The 21454-nt window shown below is 39.8% G+C and carries 16 protein-coding genes and 2 pseudogenes; 11 read left to right on the plus strand and 7 right to left on the minus strand.

The window, feature by feature from the left end; genetic code table 11:
- The first annotated feature begins 72 nt into the window (after positions 1-72).
- From CWC17_RS10560 to CWC17_RS10570, 3 genes are read left to right on the plus strand one after another with little or no spacing between them, the layout of a single operon-like run.
- Positions 73-1818: an HAD-IIB family hydrolase gene (locus CWC17_RS10560; RefSeq protein WP_138612821.1), complete on the plus strand. Its 1746-nt coding sequence runs from the start codon at positions 73-75 to the stop codon at positions 1816-1818.
- Positions 1811-3034 carry a glycosyltransferase family protein gene (locus CWC17_RS10565; RefSeq protein ID WP_055013758.1) on the plus strand — a complete coding sequence of 408 codons (1224 nt, stop codon included), beginning with the start codon at positions 1811-1813 and terminating at the stop codon, positions 3032-3034. The genes CWC17_RS10560 and CWC17_RS10565 overlap by 8 nt, the downstream gene beginning before the upstream one ends.
- Positions 3035-3058: 24 nt before the next feature.
- Entirely contained in the window at positions 3059-4837 is a 1779-nt protein-coding gene (locus CWC17_RS10570) for a sugar phosphorylase (protein WP_138612822.1), read from the plus strand.
- A 105-nt stretch (positions 4838-4942) separates the two neighbouring features.
- Here the strand turns inward: CWC17_RS10570 and CWC17_RS10575 are convergent, their stop codons facing one another.
- Positions 4943-7783, minus strand: coding sequence for a TonB-dependent receptor domain-containing protein (locus CWC17_RS10575; RefSeq protein WP_138612823.1), 2841 nt, complete (start codon positions 7781-7783; stop codon positions 4943-4945).
- Positions 7784-8338: 555 nt separating this feature from the next.
- Positions 8339-11191: a TonB-dependent receptor domain-containing protein gene (locus tag CWC17_RS10580; protein WP_138612824.1), complete on the minus strand. Its 2853-nt coding sequence runs from the start codon at positions 11189-11191 to the stop codon at positions 8339-8341.
- A gap of 511 nt (positions 11192-11702) precedes the next feature.
- Between CWC17_RS10580 and CWC17_RS10585 the strand changes: the two genes are divergently transcribed.
- Both CWC17_RS10585 and CWC17_RS10590 read left to right on the plus strand, forming a co-directional pair.
- Positions 11703-12092, plus strand: coding sequence for a cytochrome b562 (locus CWC17_RS10585; protein WP_138612825.1), 390 nt, complete (start codon positions 11703-11705; stop codon positions 12090-12092).
- Between the two features lie 9 nt (positions 12093-12101).
- On the plus strand, positions 12102-12488 hold the full coding sequence (locus CWC17_RS10590; protein ID WP_138612826.1) for an OsmC family protein: 387 nt from the start codon (positions 12102-12104) through the stop codon (positions 12486-12488).
- Positions 12489-12539: 51 nt separating this feature from the next.
- Here CWC17_RS10590 and ykgO read toward each other — a convergent pair.
- A pseudogene (ykgO, locus tag CWC17_RS10595) lies at positions 12540-12675 on the minus strand (type B 50S ribosomal protein L36).
- The gene (locus CWC17_RS10600) at positions 12675-12938 is read right to left on the minus strand and encodes a type B 50S ribosomal protein L31 (protein WP_138612827.1); all 264 of its coding nucleotides are present in this window, start codon (positions 12936-12938) and stop codon (positions 12675-12677) included. Before CWC17_RS10600 ends, ykgO begins: the two are co-directional and overlap by 1 nt.
- 224 nt (positions 12939-13162) lie before the next feature.
- On the opposite strand from CWC17_RS10600, the gene CWC17_RS10605 reads away from it, so the two are divergent.
- Positions 13163-13429: a hypothetical protein gene (locus tag CWC17_RS10605; RefSeq protein ID WP_055013750.1), complete on the plus strand. Its 267-nt coding sequence runs from the start codon at positions 13163-13165 to the stop codon at positions 13427-13429.
- Positions 13430-13479: 50 nt separating this feature from the next.
- On the opposite strand, the gene CWC17_RS10610 is transcribed toward CWC17_RS10605, so the two are convergent.
- Together CWC17_RS10610 and CWC17_RS10615 are read right to left on the minus strand one after the other, a co-directional pair.
- A complete protein-coding gene (locus CWC17_RS10610) occupies positions 13480-14523 on the minus strand; it encodes a metal-dependent hydrolase (protein ID WP_138612828.1) in 1044 nt (347 codons plus the stop codon).
- A 57-nt stretch (positions 14524-14580) separates the two neighbouring features.
- Positions 14581-15468 carry a LysR family transcriptional regulator gene (locus CWC17_RS10615; RefSeq protein ID WP_138612829.1) on the minus strand — a complete coding sequence of 296 codons (888 nt, stop codon included), beginning with the start codon at positions 15466-15468 and terminating at the stop codon, positions 14581-14583.
- Between the two features lie 114 nt (positions 15469-15582).
- Between CWC17_RS10615 and CWC17_RS10620 the strand changes: the two are divergent.
- From CWC17_RS10620 to CWC17_RS10630, 3 genes and pseudogenes are all read left to right on the plus strand, one after another.
- Positions 15583-16781, plus strand: a pseudogene (locus tag CWC17_RS10620) (MFS transporter).
- A 155-nt stretch (positions 16782-16936) separates the two neighbouring features.
- Positions 16937-17752: a 2,5-didehydrogluconate reductase DkgB gene (gene dkgB / locus CWC17_RS10625; protein WP_138612830.1), complete on the plus strand. Its 816-nt coding sequence runs from the start codon at positions 16937-16939 to the stop codon at positions 17750-17752.
- Between the two features lie 65 nt (positions 17753-17817).
- Positions 17818-18105: a putative quinol monooxygenase gene (locus CWC17_RS10630; protein WP_138612831.1), complete on the plus strand. Its 288-nt coding sequence runs from the start codon at positions 17818-17820 to the stop codon at positions 18103-18105.
- 115 nt (positions 18106-18220) lie between these two features.
- On the opposite strand, the gene CWC17_RS10635 is transcribed toward CWC17_RS10630, so the two are convergent.
- A complete protein-coding gene (locus CWC17_RS10635) occupies positions 18221-18874 on the minus strand; it encodes a DUF6058 family natural product biosynthesis protein (RefSeq protein WP_138612832.1) in 654 nt (217 codons plus the stop codon).
- Between the two features lie 172 nt (positions 18875-19046).
- Here CWC17_RS10635 and dapA point away from each other — a divergent pair, with 172 nt between their 5' ends.
- Both dapA and CWC17_RS10645 read left to right on the plus strand, forming a co-directional pair.
- On the plus strand, positions 19047-19964 hold the full coding sequence (dapA, locus tag CWC17_RS10640) for a 4-hydroxy-tetrahydrodipicolinate synthase (RefSeq protein ID WP_138540181.1): 918 nt from the start codon (positions 19047-19049) through the stop codon (positions 19962-19964).
- A 98-nt stretch (positions 19965-20062) separates the two neighbouring features.
- Positions 20063-21364, plus strand: coding sequence for a DEAD/DEAH box helicase (locus tag CWC17_RS10645; RefSeq protein WP_138540180.1), 1302 nt, complete (start codon positions 20063-20065; stop codon positions 21362-21364).
- Positions 21365-21454 lie beyond the last annotated feature (90 nt).

Raw genomic sequence — 21454 nt, forward strand, 5'->3', positions numbered from 1 at the left:
TTATTAAAAATATTATAAAAATAATAGTGGTCTAGTACCTGCATTTGTTACTTCATACTATAAGGAGTGACTATGTCAGAGGCCAGTATTGTGGATATAACCCCATTTTTAGCAAAGCACCAATTGCCTTTAAAGTATCAGTACCTTAGCGAGCAATTTTTTATTCCCCTTGCACACGATATTCTAGAATCCAAAAAAAATAATACCCCTATATTTGTCGCAATAAATGGCTGCCAAGGCTCAGGAAAAACCACCCTTGCGGATTTTTTAGTTACTTGGTTTAGTAACAACACCCCCTTTACCAGTGTCGCGCTTTCTATTGACGATTTTTACTTATCCAAATCTCACCGCCAAGGTCTCGCTAAAGACGTACACCCATTATTCGCTACCCGCGGCGTGCCTGGCACCCACGATGTAGGATTAATGAATACCACCATAAGCCGGTTACTTGCAAAGGAAGTGGGCGTACCTTTGCCTAAATTTGATAAGCATTGTGATGACTGCAGCCCCGAGCAAACATGGCAATGTAATGATAAGCCCATCGATATTATTATTTTAGAAGGTTGGTGTGTTGGCAGTGAGCCACAACCGTTATTTTCTTTAAGTGAGCCTATAAACGAGCTTGAAACACAGCACGATAAAGAAGGTGTGTGGCGACGCTGTGTTAACAGTTGCCTAGCAAATGAATACAAAAGTGTGTTTAGTAAAATAGATTACACGGTGATGCTCAAAGCGCCGAGCTTTGAAGATGTATTTAAGTGGCGCCAAGAACAAGAGCAAAAGCTTATTGCCGCTAAAGGCGAGGGCGATGGCACCATGAGTGATGATCAATTGCTGCACTTTATTTCACACTTTGAGCGTATCACTCGCGAAAATTTAAACACCTTAAGCGCTAAAGCAAACGCTCTTATTGAGCTTGATAGTAATCGTGATATTAGTGCTATGCATTTGACCAGCGATGATACTCTGCAACCTATTATATTTACCGATTTAGATGGCACACTGCTCGATCATGGCGATTACAACACTAAAAATATCAGTGGCTTGCTGCAAGATTTGCAAGCCGCCCACATTCCTGTGGTGTTTAATACTAGCAAAACATTTTGCGAAGTGGTTGAACTTAAAAACGAGCTTAATATTCAACAGCCTTTTATTGTTGAAAATGGCGCGGCGGCTTATTTACCCGTAGATTATTTTGAGCTTAAACCCATTGGCTGCAAGCAAGTAGGGGCGTATTGGTGTTATGCATTTGCAACACCGCTGTCTGACTTATTGAGCGATTTAGACTCGTTAAGTAACGAATACAAAGCAAACTATAAATTATTTAGTGACTTATCGAGCGAGCAAATATCATCCCTCACAGGGCTTAATGAAGCGCAGGCAAGGCGCGCTCAAACACGCGAGTTTTCAGACCCACTTTATTGGCATGGAAGCGATGAATTACTAAATTCGTTTGTAAACGATGTAAAAGCACTAGGCTACGAAATAAAAATAGGCGGGCGCTTTATACATATTGCTAAAAACACCGATAAAAGCGCTGCACAGCAGTGGTTAGTTAAACAAATTTCACAACATTTTAGAAAGCCTCTCACGGTAATTGCACTCGGTGATAGTGACAACGATAAGCAGATGCTAGAGCAAGCTGATATCGCGATTATTATCCATAACCCAAGCAGTAAAAAGCCGGTTAAGTTATCTCACAATAAGGCGCGTTATTCACAATCTCCCGCTCCACAGGGTTGGATTGAAGAAATAACCACATTGCCTTGTATTAGCAGCATTTTAAATACTATTGAGGAGCAGAAATCACATGGCTGATTTTTATCAAAATGGCATTATTACAACTTTACATAACATTGCCGATAGGCCGGTAGAAGCACTAGAAGAAGAGCTAATTGGTTTTAGCAAGCAACGGCCTATGGGGTTAATACTCCCTTCGTTATTTAGCGAGCTTGAAGGCCCAGCGTTACAGAATATTGTAAAAGAACTTAGAGATGTACCCTATTTATCACAAATTACCATAGGTTTAGACAGGGCAGATGAGTCACAGTATCGCCATGCTTTGGGCTTTTTTAAAGAGCTGAATCAAAATCACAAAGTCTTATGGAATGATGGCCCACGCTTACAAGCGCTCGATAAAGAATTACAGGCGCTAGGTGTGGCGCCCAGAGAACTTGGAAAAGGTAGAAACGTGTGGTATTGCATGGGTTATAAATTAGCTACCTCAGAGGTGGAGTCGATAGCACTGCACGATTGCGATATTTTAACTTACGATAGAGGGCTGTTAGCACGTTTAATATACCCTGTTGCACATCCTCGTTTTAATTACGAATTTTGTAAAGGCTTTTACCCGCGTACTGCAAACGGCAAAATTAATGGCCGTGTGTCGCGCTTATTGGTAACGCCGTTATTACGCTCATTCAAAACTATTTTAGGCAATACCGACTATCTTGAGTACATGGATACCTTTAGATACCCGTTAGCAGGGGAGTTTTCGTTTAGACGTGATGTGCTAAACGATATTCGTATCCCGAGTGATTGGGGACTAGAAATTGGCGTGCTAAGTGAAATGTACCGCAATTATTCGCATAATCGCTTATGCCAAGTGGATATTGCAGATAACTACGACCATAAGCATCAGGAGCTTTCTCTTAATGATCAAAATGCTGGCTTATCAAAAATGTCGATAGACATAACAAAGGCGTTGTTTAGAAAGTTAGCTACTCAAGGGGTTACATTTACCAGTGAAACTATTCGGTCTTTAAAAGCAACGTATTATCGTATTGGTTTAGACTTTATAGAAACCTACCACAACGATGCAATAATGAACGGGTTAAACCTAGATGTGCACCAAGAAGAAAAGGCCGTAGAAATGTTCGCCAAAAATGTTATGGAAGCAGGGCAGCACTTTTTAGATAACCCGATGGAAGCGCCATTTGTGCCAAGTTGGAACCGAGTTGTATCGGCCATGCCTGATGTGTTTGAGCGCTTAAAAGAAGCGGTAGATCTGGATAATAAAGAATTTAGTGAATAAATAAAACAATAATAAGGGGCGCGTGTGAATACAGTAAGTGAATTATTTTTACAGCGGGTAGAGCAACATCTGCACATCATTTATAAAGATGTTGAGCTGCCATTGAGTATTACAGAGCTGGCTGAGCAGCTTATTACTATAATTTTAGGCGACAGCCCGCTGCGCGACCCTACGCCCCATACTAACCGGTGGGATGAGCAAGATATTGTTTTAATAGCCTATGGCGATTCTATTATTAAGCATGATGAGGCAGATCAAGCCGTTGCAAAACCACTTGAAGCCCCCCTAAAAACCTTGCACCGATTTATAAAAGAGCAGTGCGATATGCAGCTCAACGCTTTACATATATTGCCGTTTTACCCGTATAGCTCTGATGAGGGGTTTGCGGTAATGAACTACGTACAAGTCAATGAGTCGTTAGGGGATTGGCAAGACATAAGAAATATTGCCAAAGATGTAAAACTAATGGCAGATTTAGTAATTAACCACTGCTCTAGCCGAAGTGTATGGTTTGAAAACTTTTTAAACGATTTAGACCCAGGCAAAGATTACTTTAAAACAGCAAGTTTAACCGATGATTTAAGTAACGTAGTTCGCCCACGTACGTCACCGCTATTAAATACGGTAACCACACCAAGCGGCGAAAAACATGTATGGTGTACGTTTAGTCACGACCAAGTTGATTTTGATTTTGGTAACCCGGAAGTTTTAAAAGAGTTTATACGCATTATTCGCCACTATTTAGATAATGGCGTCCGTTTATTCAGGCTAGATGCGGTTGCGTTTTTATGGAAACAGCTCAATACAAACTGTATTAATTTACCCCAGACCCACGAGGCCGTTAGGCTCATACGCACGCTTATAGAGCATACTGAGCCAAGTGTTGTCATAATTACCGAAACAAACATACCAAACCAAGAAAACCTTTCATATTTTGGTAATGCTAACGAAGCCCATAGCATTTATAATTTTGCCTTACCGCCTTTATTACTGCATACCTTACTCAGTGGCGATAGTACAGCCATTAAGCATTGGATGATGAGTATGCCGCCTGCACAAAATGGCACCACCTATTTTAATTTTATTGCCTCACACGATGGCATAGGGCTTAGACCAATAGAAGGCTTGTTACAGCCTAGCGAAGTGGCATCATTGGTGAGTACGTCTATGCAATTTGGTGGGCGTGTATCAATGCGCACCAGCAACGATGGTACACACACACCGTATGAACTAAACATTGCACTTTTTGATGCATTACAAGGTACGCACAATGGGCAAGATAAGTTTGGCCTTGAGCGGTTTATGTGTGCACACGCCATTATGTTTGCCCTTGAAGGGATACCTGGGCTTTATATTCATAGTTTGCTTGGCACTACAAACGATTACGGACGCTTTGAAAACTCCCAGCATAATCGTGCAATTAACCGACACCGTTGGCAAGAGTCAAAGTTATTATCGGCTTTAGGTGATAAATATAGCCATCATCACAAAGTGTTTAATGGTATTAAGCACTTATTAGGTATTCGTAAAAAACAAAGTGCATTTCATCCAAATGCCACGCAATTTACGCTGCATCTAGCGGGGGGGTTATTTGGTTTTTGGCGGCAAAGTATAGATAGGCGCCAAAGTATATTTTGCGTTTATAACATAAGTGATAAACCACAAGTACTTACCCTTGCAGATTTAAACTTAATTAACACCCAGCAATGGTTTGATTTAGTGGCTGATGAAACAATAAGCGAAGATCAAATCACCATAGAGCTTGAGCCGTATCAAAGTGTATGGTTAAGTAATATTAAATAAAGTGCAGTAATACCAAATTGCAAAATAGATCACATAATTAAGCGCATTGGTATAAAAAGGCTCGCAGTGCGAGCCTTTAACTTAATTAATAAACGTTGTTACTAATTATAAGCTGTAGCTTAAGTTAATGTAGCCAAAGCGGCCAATGTTATCGTAACTTGCAGAGCCTGCACCTGTACCACGAGTGCCGTACGGAAGCTTACGATTGAATAGGTTATCAACACCTACTTTTACGCCTAAACCATTATCGAAACTGTAACCCACTGTCATATCGGTAATAAAGTATTTACCGTAAGACATTTGGTTACTTGGGTTAGGGTTGCTGGCAAGCTCAACATTTGTGTATAAATCAACTTCGCTGATAAAGCGAGTTTCAACCGTTGAATAAAAGTTATCCATGGCATAGCTAACTGATAGGTTAGTTTGCCATTTAGCTTCGCCAGTTGTACCCGCGTACTCAATATAAGAACTAGGATCATCTTGGAACGGGTAGTCTTTACGCTCAATAAGGTAAGTACCGACTAAACGGGTTTTAAAGCTCCCTTCAAGGGCATCAAAGTCATAGCCTAATTCAAAATCAACACCAGACGCCTTTTGACCAGCTACGTTAAGTACTGAGTTTTGAATTAATGAAATTTCACCACTGGCGTTACGTGTAATTAAATTACAGTATTGGTTGTCTATGCCTGTCGTGCTATCTACACAGCGATCAAGAATGTCTTGCGCCTCAATTGAGTCAATGGCGTCTTCTAGATCAATTTCCCAGTAATCAATTGTCAGCACAGCGTTTTCTAAAAACATCGGTTGATAAACAATACCAACCGTTGTACTTGTAGACTCTTCACCTTTTACATCACGGTTACCACTGCTTAAACCATCTAATGATGCAGAGTCATAATCTGAGTTAAAGTCACTCGCTACACCTAACGCTGCACAGTTTGCAGAGCGAGTTGCAGCATTCGATAAGTCACCTAAGTTTTCAGCGCGACACGGGTCATCTACATTGTAGAAAGTTTGGCTTGCTGCACCAAAGACTTCACTGATGTTTGGCGCACGAAGGGCTGCAGATTGCGTTACACGTACACGTAGTTCATCGTTTACAGTCCAATCAAGGCCCAGTTTCCAGCTAGTTGCTTCGCCAATTGTACTGTAATCAGCATGACGTACTGCGGTATCAAGTACTAAATCTTGAATAAGCGGTAAATCAGTTAAAATAGGCATAGTCGCTTCAAAAAATACTTCACGCACATTAAACGAGCCTTTATCTTCGCCTAATGCGTTAAAGAACGTACCTTCTGCGTTATCTGGCTCTTTTGTTTCGCTTTCTTCTTTACGGTATTCAGCACCAAATGCAACACCTACATAACCTGCTGGTAATTCAAAAATAGCGCCATTAGCAAGTGAGCCCGAAACCACGGTTTGCTTAATAGTTGATGTGCCTACAGATACTGTATTTATATAATCAATTGCTTGTTGAGATGGCGCGCCAAAACCCATAATGTTTACCGGTACACAACCATCAGCTTGTGCTGCAGCGCTGCGACATACTATGTTGCCATCGGTATCTTCAACGGCATCAAGGGCATTAAAGTAGTTGGCTAAAATCATGTTAGCGCCGTTTTCGCGCTCAAGATCTGTTTGACCGTAAACAAGTGAAGTATCTAATTCCCAATCTTCAAACACAGTCCCTTTTAGGCCTGTAACAAAGCGGGTTGTTTCACGGGTATTGTTTTCAACACGGCGACCAAGATCACTCATCATGCGGTTAACCATGATTGAGTCAACGCCTTCCTCTTCCATACGTGCTTTGATAGCTGGGTCTAGGTAAGGGTTATCAATTTTAATGCTGTTGTCGCTGTCAAAAAAGAAAAACGTTGGTTGGCCGATGCTTTCGCCTTGGCTGTTCACGTATTTTGCATCAAAGTAGACGTTTAAGTCGTCGGTCACATCGTAGTTAACTTTAAAGTTTACATTGTAACGCTCAAACTCAGGTTGTATTTCTTCAAATTGACCTAAATTGAAAAAGTCACAATTTGCACATGAAAGGCCATCTACATTATTGCCAATATATAGGTCACGTGCGCTGCTATCCGGATTAAAGCTATTAGTATATCCTTCTTCAAGTGCGTAAACGCCCGCGTTGTTAATCGCGTAGTAACCTGCATTAGGTGTTAATATTTTATCAGGAAAATCAGCACTATCTTTGTTAGCTTCCGTTTGAGCTTGGTTACGTAAATTCGAAAAAGATGTGCTAGTCCAAGGGTGGTCAAGTGCGTTTAATGAATCCTGAGCTGAGTACTCAATAGCAAATGCAGCATTACCGCGGGCATTATCAAAGTTAGAACCGTACGAAAAAGTGGCTTTTTCGTTGTTGTAGCTGTTTAAATCGGCAAAACCACGGGTAACACTAAAGTCCATGCCTTCAATGTTGTCTTTTAATATAAAGTTTACAACACCTGTCACCGCATCAGCACCGTACACAGCTGATGCACCACCAGTGATGATTTCTACGCGCTCAACCCATACGCTTGGGATTGTGTTTGTATCTACCGCTTGAGAGCCGGCTGAACTAGATACATGGCGCTTACCATTTACAAGTACTAAGGTACGGTCGGTACCCATGTTACGTAAATCAAGAATGTTTAAACCAGCAGTACCAATAAAGCGGCCTGAGTTAGCCATTGAATACGTATTGCCAAGTGCTGGTAAGTTATTTAGCGCTTCACCAATGTTTACAGCGCCAGTATTAACTAGCTGCTCGCCGCTTATAACTGTTACTGGTGCTGGTGCAATAGCGCCTTCACGTAAAATACGCGAACCCGTTACTTCAACGCGTTCAATTTTTGTCGCTTGCTCATCTTGTGCAAGTACAGAATTACTCGCTGTTGCAGCAGCAGTAATTAATGCACATTTAATGCTAGTAGAAAGTAAATTATGACGTTTCATGTGTTTCCCAAAGGAGATTTTATAATAATTTGATACATTAAATTTTAACTAAATACAGTGTGCATTTAGCCAAAGCCCTATAACTTTTGTTATAGGGCTGGCGATTATTGCATGTGGAAACTATGAATAGAAGGGTCGTAATTTATTCTTTTTCAGTAAGTTAACTCTTTATTAAATTGTTTAAAGTTGAAGTTTGTTGCGTTTGATGAAATAGTTGGTTGTTATTATCTTGTGTTGTTTTGTTAGGAGTTAGAGCGAGTTTTTGGTGTGTTTATTTATTTTTTACTTGGTTTACATCTAATCTTCTTTTAAGTTTGTTTTTTGAGTTTGATTTAACTTTGTAGATATTTTAGTGGTCTTTAGTGCTTAGCTTATTAACCTAATGGTTGGTTAATGCTTGCGCTTATATGTGTTTTTTATGTAACTCCTTTACAGTGCAGGTTCTTAAAAAAAGAACATAATGAAGCAGTTATTAGCCACTTAAAACTATAAATTGAGTAAATTTCATCTAAAAAAAAAGGCCCAATTAAGGGCCTTTCTAGGGAGAGTTAAAAATTAAAAGTCGTATGATAAATTTACGTAGCCAAAACGGCCAATATTATCGTAACTTGCACTACCACTTCCTGTACCGCGTGTACCGTATGGAAGCTCTCTGTTAAATACGTTATCTACGCCTAATTTAACACCCATACCATTATCAAAGTTATAACCTACTGTTATATCTGAAATGATATAAGTACCATAGTTCATTAAGCTATTAGGATTAGGGTTATCTTCAAGCTCTTGCTCAGTATATAAGCTAACTTCTTCAATATAGCGAGTGCTTAAAGAGGTGTAGAAACGCTCATAGCTGTACTCTATATTAATGTTAGCTTGCCACTGTGCTTCGCCAGTTGTACCCGAATATTCAATGAACTCCTCTGGTTCATCTTGAAATGGGAACTCTTTACGCTCAATTAAGTAAGTACCAATTAAGCGGGTTGCAAAACTACCTTCAAGGGCATCAAAGTCATAAGCTAGTTCAAAATCAATACCAGAAGCTTCTTGGCCTGATACGTTTAAAACTGAGTTTTGAATTAACGTAATTTCACTGTTAGCATCACGTGTGATTAAGTCACAATATTGATTTGAAATGCCTGAAGTACTATCGACACAGCGATCTAGAATTTCTTGAGATGCAATTGTAGAAATCGCATCTTCTAGCTCTATTTTCCAGTAATCTACCGTTAATACTGCATTTTCTATGAAATCAGGCTGGTACACTATACCTATTGTTGTACTTGTTGACTCTTCACCTTTAACGTCACGGTTACCGCTTTGTAAGCCTTCAAGTGTTTGCGAATCGTAGTCTGATTCAAAGCCAACGGGTACACCAAGTGCAGCACAGTTAGCACGGCGTGTGTCGCTATTTTGTAAATCATCTAAGTTATCGGCTAAACAAGGATCATCTACGTTATAGAAAGTTTGGCTAGGTGCGCCAAAAATTTCACCAATATTAGGCGCTCTTAGTGCTTCTGACTGTGTTAATCGCAAGCGTAATTGGTCATTAACAGTCCAATCTAAGCCAAGCTTCCAGCTTGTTGCATCACCAATAGTGCTGTAATCAGCGTAACGTACAGCTGCATCCAGTACTAAATCTTGAACAAAAGGAAGGTCAGAGACTAAAGGAATCGTGGCTTCAGCAAAAACTTCATTTACATCAAATTCGCCCTTATCCTCACCTAACGCATTGAAGAAAGTCCCCTCAGCGTTATCAGGTTCTATTGTTTCACTTTCTTCTTTACGGTATTCAACACCAAATGCCATGCCGACGTAGCCTGCAGGTACTTCAAAAAGCGCACCATTTGCTAGTGAAGCTGATACAACCGTTTGTGTAATTTCAGAAGTACCGGTTGATACTGTATTAATATAATCAATGGCTTCTTGGCTAGGTGCACCAAAACCCATAATATTAACTGGCACACAGCCGTCGGCACGTGCCGCTTCACTACGACATACAATATTGCCATTGTCATCTTCAATTGCATCAAGCGCGTAAGAATAGTTATCTAAGATCATATTAGCGCCATTTACACGCTCAAGCTCAGTTTTACCACGAACCACTGATGCATCTAAATCCCAATCTTCTAAAACGGTTCCTTTTAAACCCGCTACAAAGCGTGTGGTTTCACGGGTGTTATTTTCGATGCGACGCCCTAAATCTGTCATCATTCTTAACACATTAATAGAGTCAACGCCTTCACCATCATTTGCTTCTTCCATTAGTGTTCTGACGCTGTCATCTAAGTAGGGGTTATCTATACTGATTGTATTTCTCGGATCGCCAAAGAAGAACGCTGGTTGGCCAATACTTTCACCTTCACTGTTAACATATTTTGCTTCAAAATAAGCATTTAAGTCTTCTGTTACGTCATAGTTTACTTTGAAATTGATATTGTACCTTTCAAATTCAGGTTGTATTTCATCAAATTGTGCAAGGTTAAACGAGTCACAATCGGCACATAGTAAACCATCAACGTTATCACCAATATAAATATCACGATGAGAGCCATCAGGGTTAAACGTATTTACATAGCCATTACCTAAGCTAAATACACCTGCATTGTTAATTGCGTAGTAGCCTGCATTCGGTGTGTAAATTTTATCAGGAAAGTTTGGGTCATCTTTATTAGCATCAGTTTGTGCTTGGTTGCGTAAACTCGAGTAAGAACCGTCTGTCCACGGGTGATCAAGTGCGTTTAATGAGTCTTGACCAGAGTATTCAACTGCAAATGCTGCGTTACCGCGGCCATTATCAAAGTTTTTACCATATGAAAAAGTGGCTTTTTCGTTGTTATAATCACTTAGATCAGAAACCCCTTTAGTCACACTTACATTCAAACCTTCAATATTATCTTTTAAAATAAAGTTAACAACCCCGGTTACTGCATCTGCACCATAAACGGCCGATGCACCACCGGTAACTATTTCAACGCGCTCAACCCATACACTTGGAATAGTATTCGTATCTACTGATTGCGAGCCTGCTGAACTAGATACATGGCGCTTACCATTGACAAGTACTAAGGTACGGTCTGTGCCCATGTTACGTAAATCAAGAATATTTAAACCAGCAGTACCAATGAATCTACCAGAGTTTGCTAGTGAGTAGGTATTCCCCAATGCGGGTAATTTATTTAAGGCTTCACCAATATTAACGGCGCCGGTGTTTATAAGATCTTCGCCAGAGATAACGGTAACTGGGGCAGGGGCTATTGCACCTACACGGCTGATTTTAGAACCAGTTACTTCTATTCTTTCTAATTTCTTTTCCTCATCTTCTGCAGCGAGTGATGAAAATGCTAAACCTGCAGTTGAGAGACAAAGTGCAGCTTTAATACTGTGAGAGACTATATTGAACGTTTTCATTGATATTCCCTAGATGATTATTTGTGATTAAACTACAGCTCTTGTGCAATGCGTATTAATTACTACGAGCTGTTTATTTATTATTTACATTGCACATTAACAATTAACATGGATGTATATAGGAACAACTAATTTCAGCTGAAATCACAATAAAATAAGCTCAAATACCATGTTAATTTAATGAAAATAATTTATTTAGCCATTGTTTTTACAGGGTTTATTTTGTTTTTTGAAATTGTTTTTAATGTTATTTTTATGGGTGCATGGCTGTTAAAACAGGGTTTTTATGTGAAATAATTTTGAAGAAATGCGGCTTAATGTCCCTATTTTTAGTTCTTTTTTTAGTGGTTTTAATTTTTGTTCACCATTTAATTACAACTCTTGTTGGCCATATTTGTTAATCACATGTTTTGTAAAGCCCCTTTACAGTTATTAAGCCTTCTATGCGCCTTAAGTTACTTTATTACGTAAACTTGATACACTTACGCGGTGTTTATAAATGGGTTTTACTATGAAGTTTTTAGTTTTAATTTTTACTTTTTTATTTAGTAACGGGGCCTATTCTGAGCAAGAAATTGACCTCGAAGTTAATATGAAAAATACGGGTCTTGCTTATAAAAATGCAGTTCAAGCAGTCGATATAGAAGGCTTTAATACGGCTATCGATAAATTTATTACCTTAATTGAAAGCAGCAAAAAGGCGACCTTTCATAAAAAGCCAAAAATGTCTCTACAGGGGCTTGATAAGGTCATTGAGCAAGCAAGACTAGCTAAAAAGTTAGCAAACGAACGGGGACTGGATTCGGCAAAGCCAGCGCTTAAAAATATTGATGGTTTACGTAAGAAGTATCATGAGTTACATGAGCCTCCTGGCTTTTTTGACTTACTGTTTGGTAATTAAGGAGTAGTAATGGAAATTTCAGTGTCATTGTTAGACGGCCAAAAACAGCGTGCAAAGTTTGGCAGTCTTGAAGTAATAAGCGATCAAAGTATTAATGCGGGTGGAGGTGCCGAACACCCAGAACCGTTTGATTACTTTTTAGTAAGCATGGTGTTATGTGCTGGTTTTTATGCGCGTAAATTTTGTGAACAACGAGAAATCTCTACTGAGGGGATGACACTTACGCAAAATAACGAGAACATAGATGAAGAGGGTAAAAAATTATTTTCTATCGAAATTAATTTACCAGATGGCTTTCCTCAAAAATATAAAAAAGCACTTATTGCTGCGGTTAATACGTGTACGGTTAAAAAAGTGATTCAGGCTCAGCCCGAGTTTTCTGTAGTTGTTAAATAAAAAATACGGGTAAACCTGTATCGTTTACCCGTATACTTCACGGAATTAGCGTTACTTTTTCTTCATTCCTTGAACTGCTTTAAAACGTGGATTGTCTTTACATATTACAAAAACACGTCCTTTTCGCTTCACTATTTTGACAACCAGGTCGTTGCTTAGCGCTTTTAAGCGAGCTTAAAACTTTCATTACTCACCTTTATTGGTAGTCGATAAGTTTTTAAAGCGGCGATTAAATTGCGCGACTCGGCCATCGCTTGCCACAGTTTTTTGTTTACCTGTATAAAAAGGGTGTGAATCACTAGACACATCAATAGGCACGTACGGATATGTTTTCCCTTCAAGCTCAATAGTGCGGTCTGTTTTGATGGTAGAGCCAATAATAAAGTAGCTATCGGCAGCGGTATCGTGAAAAGCAACCATATTGTAATCGGGATGAATATTAGGTTTCATAATACGCCTTAAGTTGTTATGTGATAATATAACTATAGGTTATCGCGTTTACGGCACTCATGCAAATGATTTTTACTCTCATTTACGTGGGTTTTTGTTGGCTAATTGCGCAAACAATTCAAAAAATAACCACTTAAACCAAAAATACTGGCTATTAGTTTTTAGGCTGTTATAACTATATAAAAAGTGTTAACAAGAAAATTTTTACGGTTTAGAGGTAAGCTATGAGCGACGCAGCACAACAAGAACAAATAGACCAAGGGGTGATGGAAACCCTAAGAGAGCGCGATCACACTGCCTTATCAGAGCAAATTAACCCTATAGACTGCACACACAACGACATTATTGAGCTTTTAGCACAATATATGGCACTGAGTGAGCAAGATAATGACGAATTATTTGATGATTGGTTTGATAACCTTAATAAAGAGCAGCACACAGTGCTAAAAGTGTTTGAGGTTTATAGAGGCCAATACGAGCATCAAAATTGATATTAAAAGGGTAGGTTAGTATTGTCACTTAGCTGCCCTTTTTAATGTACTCATTGCGCTTTAGCACAGCTTTTGTTTGCTAAAGGTGGCGCTAGATTAACATCTGGGTTCCAAATTCTATCCCATACTTTACTTACACGGCTTAAATTAGAGCGCTGGCTTATTTTTTCAAAGTCACCGACATTCACACCTAGGTCGGTTTTTTTTCCCACAACAAAGTTAAATACATAATTACACTCCATGCCCATTCGTAAATCAGAGAGTATTATATTGCTTTTATGCTGGCGTATGTTGTAAAAGCCTTTAGTAAACCACTGTAAGCGTTTAATTCCCCACTCATCGCTAATCTCATTTATTAATAAGGGGTCAGTGTTATAGGCATTGAATGTTACGTCGTTTGGTTCATCAAATAATGACGCGTAACCTACGTAGTATTGACCATCAGACATAACCACAATACGCCATAACAAGGTGGTGAGTGGCGCAGGAGTACTTATATAGTTGCTTACTTGTATTTGCCTGTCAGAAAGAGCAGCAGTGACTTTATCGTCAATAATTACTTTTAAAATAAGTGAGCTACATAAATATATACAGCTAAGGCCAAGCATTGTCGTGTTGATTTTATAGGCACGCGTACTCGTTATTTTTGGTAATAGTGTACACACTGCACCAAATATTAAGGGGAGTGTATAAAGCGGATCGACTATAAACATGTTTGAAATAGCAAAAGGGTACTCAGTTAGAGGCCACAATAATTGTGTGCCATATACTGTAAAGCTATCAAGTAATGCATGAGTTGATAAACATAAAAACACCAGCCAAAACCAGCGTGTTTTATGCATTTGCATACCGGTGTGTATTTTTAAAATAAGCCAAACAATAAGGGGGCTAATCAATAAATGCACTATAAACGAATGGCTAAAACCGCGATGATAAGTAAACGCCTCCACAGGCCCGCCATAAGGAATAAAAACATCTAAGTCGGGTAAGGTACCTAAAGCAGCACCCCATAAAGCGGCTTTACGGCCAATTTTATTACCTAATACGGCGTAACCTACTGCACTACCTAAAACTACCTGTGTTAACGAGTCCATTTTATTCCTGTTTATTAAGGGTGTTAGTTATACTGCCCTTGGGCTTAAAAACGTCACTTATAATCTGAGCAGTGCTTTTATAAAGTCTAGAAAAGCCATTATACGCGACGATACAGCACTGTTTTTGTAATACACCGCTTGCACAATTTCGCGGTTGTTTGGTGTGCTGATAGACCCTGGCAGTATTTCTATTAGCTTGCCTGACTTTAAATCATCACCAATCATAAAGTGCGAAAGCAGCGCCACGCCTTGATTTGCCAAACATAGCTGGCGTACCGTTTCGCCACTACTGGCAGTTAAACCAAAATTTAAAGTTGTGGGCGATTTTAGCGGCCAGTTATTTAATTTAGGCGAGTCGGTAAAGCCAATGAGTCTATGTTGCTTTAAGTCGCTGGTTCGCGAAATAGCCGGTGTATGTTTAAGGTAACTAGGGCTTGCAACTAAATGTAATTTACTTACGCCGAGCTTTTTAGCATGTAGGTTAGAGCCTTTTAATTCACCTATACGAATTGCTAAGTCTGTTTTATGTTCGAGCAAGTCAATAATGCTGTCGTGGGAAGTTATATCAAGCGTGATGTGAGGGTATTGCTGATTAAATTCAGCAATTAAAGGCACCAATTGGTGAAGTACAAAAGGGCTTGCTGCATCAATACGTAATTTTCCACTGGGGGCTTGTTTTAAAAGCTTTATGGCTTCTTTACCGGTTTGTAAGGTGTTCAAGCCATCACGGGCATACTTAATAAAGGTGTGGCCCTCTTCGGTTAGCTCTAATCGGCGAGTAGTTCTATTTAACAGCGTACATTGCAATGTGTTTTCAAGGCGAGACACAGCCCGCGACACTTTGGCTACTTGCTGATCAAGCAAATTAGCAGCTGCCGAGAAACTGCCGCTATCTACTACCGTTAAAAACATTTCTAAGTCTTCGGTCTTTGCATGTTGAGCCAAACGTGAGCACCTTACTTTTGCATTAATTACAAAAGTATTTTGTCACTAATGCTATTTTTTGCAAACACATTTTTAGTCAAACTGTAGATCTTAACTAATAATGAGGATTTAATTATGCCATTGGCTTTGTGGGCGCTCACCTTGAGCGCATTTGCAATAGGAACAACCGAGTTTGTAATAGTGGGATTAGTGCCAACTATTGCAAACTATTGCAAACGATTTAGGTGTAAGCCTACCTTCAGCGGGTTTGCTAGTTAGTTTATATGCAGTTGGGGTTGCCATTGGTGCACCGGTACTGACTGCACTAACCGGGCGTTGGAACCGTAAAATTGTACTCATAAGCTTAATGGGCTTATTTGTGGTAGGTAACTTACTTGCATGGCAAGCGCCCAGTTACGAAACATTAATACTAGCGCGTATTTTAACAGGCTTAGCGCACGGGGTGTTTTTCTCAATTGGCTCTATGATTGCCACAAGCTTGGTGAGTAAAGATAAAGAAGCCAGCGCTATTGCCATCATGTTTACCGGACTTACTGTGGCGCTGGTGACGGGTGTGCCATTGGGTACTTGGATTGGCCAGCACTTTAGCTGGCGTGCAACGTTTTTAGTGGTGTCGGTACTGGGTCTAATCGCGTTAATTAGTAGCGCTATTTTAGTGCCAAAAAACTCAAAACAGTCTATTCCTGCAACGTTTAAAGAACAGCTTCAGGTTATTGTAAAGCCGCGCTTATTACTCGTATATTTAATGACAATTTTAGGTTACGGCGGCACGTTCACTGCGTTTACTTACTTAGCACCTATATTAGAGCAACAAACAGGTTTTGCTTCTTCAGCGATTGGCTTAATCATGCTGGTTTACGGTGTATCGGTATTACGGTGTATCGGTAGCCATTGGTAATATTTGGGGCGGAAATCTGGCTGATAAACGCGGCCCAATTAGCGCACTGAGTATTATATTTAGCGCGTTAACAATTATTTTATTGGCATTTACCTTTACGATGGAATCAAAAGTGGCGGCCGTACTGACTATTTTAGTATGGGGTGCCTTTGCGTTTGGTAACGTACCGGGCTTACAGCTTTATGTCGTAAAACAGGCGCAAAAGCATGCTCCTAATGCAGTAGATGTCGCATCGGGCTTAAACATAGCGGCGTTTAATATTGGTATTGCGCTGGGCTCAATTATTGGTGGCAGCGTAGTAGAGGGCATGTCAGTTAAAGATACCGCTTGGATTGGCGCAGCAATTTCCGCTTTAGCATTAATTGCAACCCATTACAGTGGCATGCTTGATAGACGTGAAATTCAGCAAGCATAAAGTATCTTTTGTTAAGGTTGAAACTTAAATTAATGGCCTCATTACCTATATTGAGGTCATTGATTTTCAAATGACAACACAATAGAAGTAAAAGGTGTATTTCGTAAAGCTACAGAGCTTGTTTTTTTAACCGATTATTTTATAAGGATAGAGCCATGACACAACGTGTAATTGAAATGCCAGATTTAGGCATGGGAACATTCCGTTTAGAGGGCGACACCGCCTACAATTCAGTAAAAATGGCGTTAGAAGTAGGATTTCGTCATATTGATACTGCGCAAATTTATGGTAATGAAGAGCAAGTAGGGCAAGCCATAAAAGACAGCAATATTCCGCGCAGCGAAATATTTTTAACCACCAAAGTGTGGAACAACAAGCTTAACAAAACTGACTTTATTGCCAGCGTTGAAAAGTCACTAGAAAAGTTACAAGTAGACTCTGTTGATTTATTACTTATTCATTGGCCGGCGCCTTCAAATGATGAGCCTATGAGTGAGTATTTAACGGAGCTTTTAAAAGCTAAACAGCTTGGTTTAACAAAGCACATTGGTGTTTCTAACTTTACTATTGCCAACTTAAAAGAAGCAATGCAGACACTCGACTCTCGTGAAATATTTACTAACCAAGTTGAAGTGCATCCTTATTTAACCAATACAAAACTACGCGCTTTTTGTGATCAGCACGACATTCATGTTACAGCGTATATGCCATTTGTAGTTGGTAAAGTGCTCAAAGATCAAACCATTATAGATATTGCAAACAAGCATGATGCATCACCTGCGCAAGTGGTTATTGCATGGATTAATGCCAACGGTATGACCACCATACCATCATCAACTAAGCGTAAAAACTTAGAAGATAACTTTAACGACCATGTTAAGTTAGATGCTGAGGACATTGCCCGTATAGACAGCCTTGATTGTGGCGACCGCCAAGCAACGCCTGATTTTGCGCCACAGTGGGACCAATAACCACAAATGCAATATGATAGTAGGTGCAGTAAAGCTGCACCTTTATTTTTTAAAAAGGACTGCGTATGTTAACGGTAATTGCCACTATAGCGAGCAAAAATATCGATGCCGACGTCGTATTGACCGCGCTCGAAAACCTGCAAAAGTATTCACGTCAAGAAGTGGGTTGCCTGCGTTACGAGTTATCGGTTAAAAATGATGATGATCACACGACTTATTTAGTCAGTGAGCAGTGGGCTTCTAATGAGCATTTTGAAGCGCATAAAAATGAGCCACATTTCAAAGCCTTTGGTACGCAAGTAACGGGGTTAGTGACCAGCAGTAACATAGATGTGTACAAATCTATCGGTTAGAATAAGCTAAGTCATTGTTTATATATTTAAATACAGTGGCGGCGTAATCATACACCGCCATTTGCGTTACCTAATCTTTTAAATACCCACCTCGTATTAAAACCACTGCCGTTTTTTATTTAATAGATAAATCGTACTTTAAAATAAGTGCATCTATGTAACGGGCACGCAGTGTGTGCTGCTTTTCATGTTCGGCGCCGTGGCCTAACGCTTTATTAAGTAATTTCATCGCGGGATGAAGCTGGGTGCGATCTTGTTGATTTAAACTTCCTTTAGTGCGCAATTCGGTTATATCGTCAACCAGTAGGCGGCCTATATCAACACATACTATTTCATCAATTAAACCGTTCTGTGTCAGTACGCCATATTTACTGCATAAAAACTGTTGCCACACTTGCTGTAAATGCTCATCTATTTCGCAGCCAAATAATTCTTCATTAAAACTAAAGCCTTGCTGGGCAAGTTTACTCAGGCTTGCCGTGTACTGCTGTGCAAAGTAATTAAAAGCATTACTAGAGGATTCAATTTTTTGTTTTATTAGCCCTTGCCCCCAGTTCACACAGCCGCGCGGGTAATAGTCATCGTATTCTTCACATTCATACAAACCAGAGTACGAGCTGCAACTTAATTGGCTTTTTATACAATAACTTGGTTTAGGAAAAATACTTTGCTGCTGCCATGTATCTAGTTGCTCGGCATCAATATTTAAAGCATGGCAAAGCTCATCGGTGTTATAAAAATGAGTGGCTAAGTAGTCAGATAAACGCATAATGGCTCGCTTAAAGTTAAAAATACAAGTACTGTTTAAGTGTACAGTGTTTGTATTTTGTATTATCAAACTAAATAACACAAGCCATTTTACGTTTATTATTCGCTTAGGCCTGCAAAAATGCGTGCAAGTATGTTACAAATAGCGCAAGTTTTATAAATAATGAATTTTTATGCGCACCCTAGAACAAATTAAACAAGCAAGCTTAATTACCGCCATTAAAACCCCATACTTAGCCAATGGTGATATAGATTTAGCAAAGTACGATGAACTCGTTGAAATACAAATTGCAGCGGGTGTAGATGGCATCGTGGTTGGTGGTACAACCGGCGAAGGCCAGCTAATGAACTGGGAAGAGCATTTAATGCTTATCGCGCACAGTGCTAATAAATATGGCGATAAGCTGTTAATTGTAGGGAATACAGGTAGCAATAATACCCGCGAAGCGATTAAGGCCACTAAGTACGGCTTTGCAAGCGGTATGCACGCCGCGCTGCAAATTAACCCATATTACGGCCGTACGTCTATTGCTGGCGTTAAAGAGCACTTTAAACGTGTGCTCGATATTGGCCCTGCGTTTATATACAACGTAGCAGGGCGCACAGGGCAAGATTTAACCCCAGATATTATTGAGCCATTAGCAAAACACCCTAATTTAATTGGTATAAAAGAATGTGGTGGTAACGAGCGTATTGCCCATTACGAGCAGCAGGGGATTGCGTGTTGGTCAGGTAATGATGACGAAGCGCACGATGCACGCCACACACATAAAGCGCACGGTGTAATATCGGTGACATCTAACCTTATACCTGGGCTGTTCCGCCAGTTAATGGATACTAAAAATGATGCGTTAAATACCTCATTACAACCTTTAATGAACTGGCTATTCTGCGAGCCAAACCCGATTGCAATAAACACCGCAATGATGATGACCGGCGCGGTAAATCCCGTATTTAGATTACCGTATGTGCCACTGAGCGATGAGCAACAAGCACAAGGCGAGGCCTTAATAAACGAGCTTAACGTTGATGATATTGTGGGCAATAAAGCTAACGTTTTAAATAACGATGATGTGCTTATACTTTCTTAGCGTTTTGTTTGTATTTATAAACACTAATCACTAACTGTTGACGCGTTTTTGCTGTATAATTTGCGACCCTTGATAAATGTGGCCGCAGGTTATACAGCATGAATTTTAAATCTTTTAGTTTTTCCCCTGAACTTATTCAGGCGTTAGACGAACTTAATTACCACACCCTTACGCCCATTCAGCGTGCAGCAATCCCAGCTGTTCGTAAAGGTAAAGACGTTTTAGCAAGTGCCCAAACAGGCACGGGTAAAACGGCAGCGTTTGCTTTACCTATCATCCAAAAATTAACTGAATCTGAGTTAAGCACAAGCAATGCTCCGCACGCATTAGTGCTTGCGCCAACACGTGAGCTTGCAGAGCAAATAGCAAATAACTTTAAAGCCTATGCAAAACATACCGCTTTAAAAGTAGTGAGCTTATTTGGCGGTGTTAATACCGCAGGTCAAGCAAATGCACTTAAAGACGGTGTAGATGTGGTAGTTGCAACCCCAGGGCGTTTACTTGATCATATACGTTTAGGTAATGTAAGCCTTGCAAGCGTTAAACACTTAGTACTAGATGAAGCCGACCGTATGCTTGATATGGGCTTTATTGAAGATATGCAAAGTGTGATTAAAAGTTGTGACGAGCAACGTCAAATTTTACTTTTCTCAGCTACGTTCCCTGCGGCTATTAAACAATTTGCATCTAAAGTATTAAAGCAGCCTGAAATTGTACGTGTTGATCAAACTAATAGTACAGCAAGTACGGTACAGCATGTTGTTTACCCTGTTGAAGAGCGCCGCAAGCAAGAGCTATTGTCTGAGCTTATTGGTAAAAAGAACTGGCAACAGGTACTTGTGTTTGTAAACATGAAAGAAACAGCGGATGAGCTGGTTAAAGAGCTTAACCTTGATGGTATTCCTGCTACCGTATGTCATGGTGATAAATCGCAAGGTAATCGCCGACGTGCACTTCGTGAATTTAAAGAAGGCAAAGTACGTGTTTTAGTAGCTACCGAAGTTGCAGCGCGTGGAATTGATATTGAAGGCTTACCACGAGTCATTAATATTGATTTACCATGGCTTGCAGAAGATTACGTTCACCGCATTGGCCGTACAGGTCGTGCTGGTAATCAAGGCCAAGCTATTTCGTTTGTAAGCCGCGAAGAAGAAAACACCTTATTTGAAATAGAGTCGCTAATTGGCCAAAAAATTAAGCGTGTTTACTTAGAGGGCTATGAAGTAAGTAGCCGTGAAGTACTTATTGATAAAATAGGTAAAAAACCTGCGCATTTACGTCGTAGCCGTACTAACAAGCCAACAGGCCAGGCAACAGGCGAAGCACGTGCGGTAAATCGTTCACGTATTTCAAATGTGCGTAAAAGCTTAAAAGGCGCCAAACTTACCCTTAAAAAGTAAGTGTACAAAGTGCTGTTCTTATAAAAAAACCTGAGTTTACTCAGGTTTTTTTATACCTCAGTTTAACTCAAGGTTTAAACAAAAAAACCT

It is taken from the genome of Pseudoalteromonas sp. S3785 (genome assembly GCF_005887365.1).
Classification (GTDB): domain Bacteria; phylum Pseudomonadota; class Gammaproteobacteria; order Enterobacterales; family Alteromonadaceae; genus Pseudoalteromonas.

Coding starts and splice junctions, on each gene's coding strand:
- CWC17_RS10575 (WP_138612823.1), bottom strand. CDS start 7,783: ATGAAACGTCATAATTTACTTTCTACTAGCATTAAATGTGCATTAATT.
- CWC17_RS10600 (WP_138612827.1), bottom strand. CDS start 12,938: ATGAAACCTAATATTCATCCCGATTACAATATGGTTGCTTTTCACGAT.
- CWC17_RS10630 (WP_138612831.1), top strand. CDS start 17,818: ATGTTAACGGTAATTGCCACTATAGCGAGCAAAAATATCGATGCCGAC.
- CWC17_RS10585 (WP_138612825.1), top strand. CDS start 11,703: ATGAAGTTTTTAGTTTTAATTTTTACTTTTTTATTTAGTAACGGGGCC.
- CWC17_RS10610 (WP_138612828.1), bottom strand. CDS start 14,523: ATGGACTCGTTAACACAGGTAGTTTTAGGTAGTGCAGTAGGTTACGCC.
- CWC17_RS10565 (WP_055013758.1), top strand. CDS start 1,811: ATGGCTGATTTTTATCAAAATGGCATTATTACAACTTTACATAACATT.
- CWC17_RS10590 (WP_138612826.1), top strand. CDS start 12,102: ATGGAAATTTCAGTGTCATTGTTAGACGGCCAAAAACAGCGTGCAAAG.
- CWC17_RS10560 (WP_138612821.1), top strand. CDS start 73: ATGTCAGAGGCCAGTATTGTGGATATAACCCCATTTTTAGCAAAGCAC.
- CWC17_RS10635 (WP_138612832.1), bottom strand. CDS start 18,874: ATGCGTTTATCTGACTACTTAGCCACTCATTTTTATAACACCGATGAG.
- dapA (WP_138540181.1), top strand. CDS start 19,047: ATGCGCACCCTAGAACAAATTAAACAAGCAAGCTTAATTACCGCCATT.
- CWC17_RS10605 (WP_055013750.1), top strand. CDS start 13,163: ATGAGCGACGCAGCACAACAAGAACAAATAGACCAAGGGGTGATGGAA.
- dkgB (WP_138612830.1), top strand. CDS start 16,937: ATGACACAACGTGTAATTGAAATGCCAGATTTAGGCATGGGAACATTC.
- CWC17_RS10580 (WP_138612824.1), bottom strand. CDS start 11,191: ATGAAAACGTTCAATATAGTCTCTCACAGTATTAAAGCTGCACTTTGT.
- CWC17_RS10645 (WP_138540180.1), top strand. CDS start 20,063: ATGAATTTTAAATCTTTTAGTTTTTCCCCTGAACTTATTCAGGCGTTA.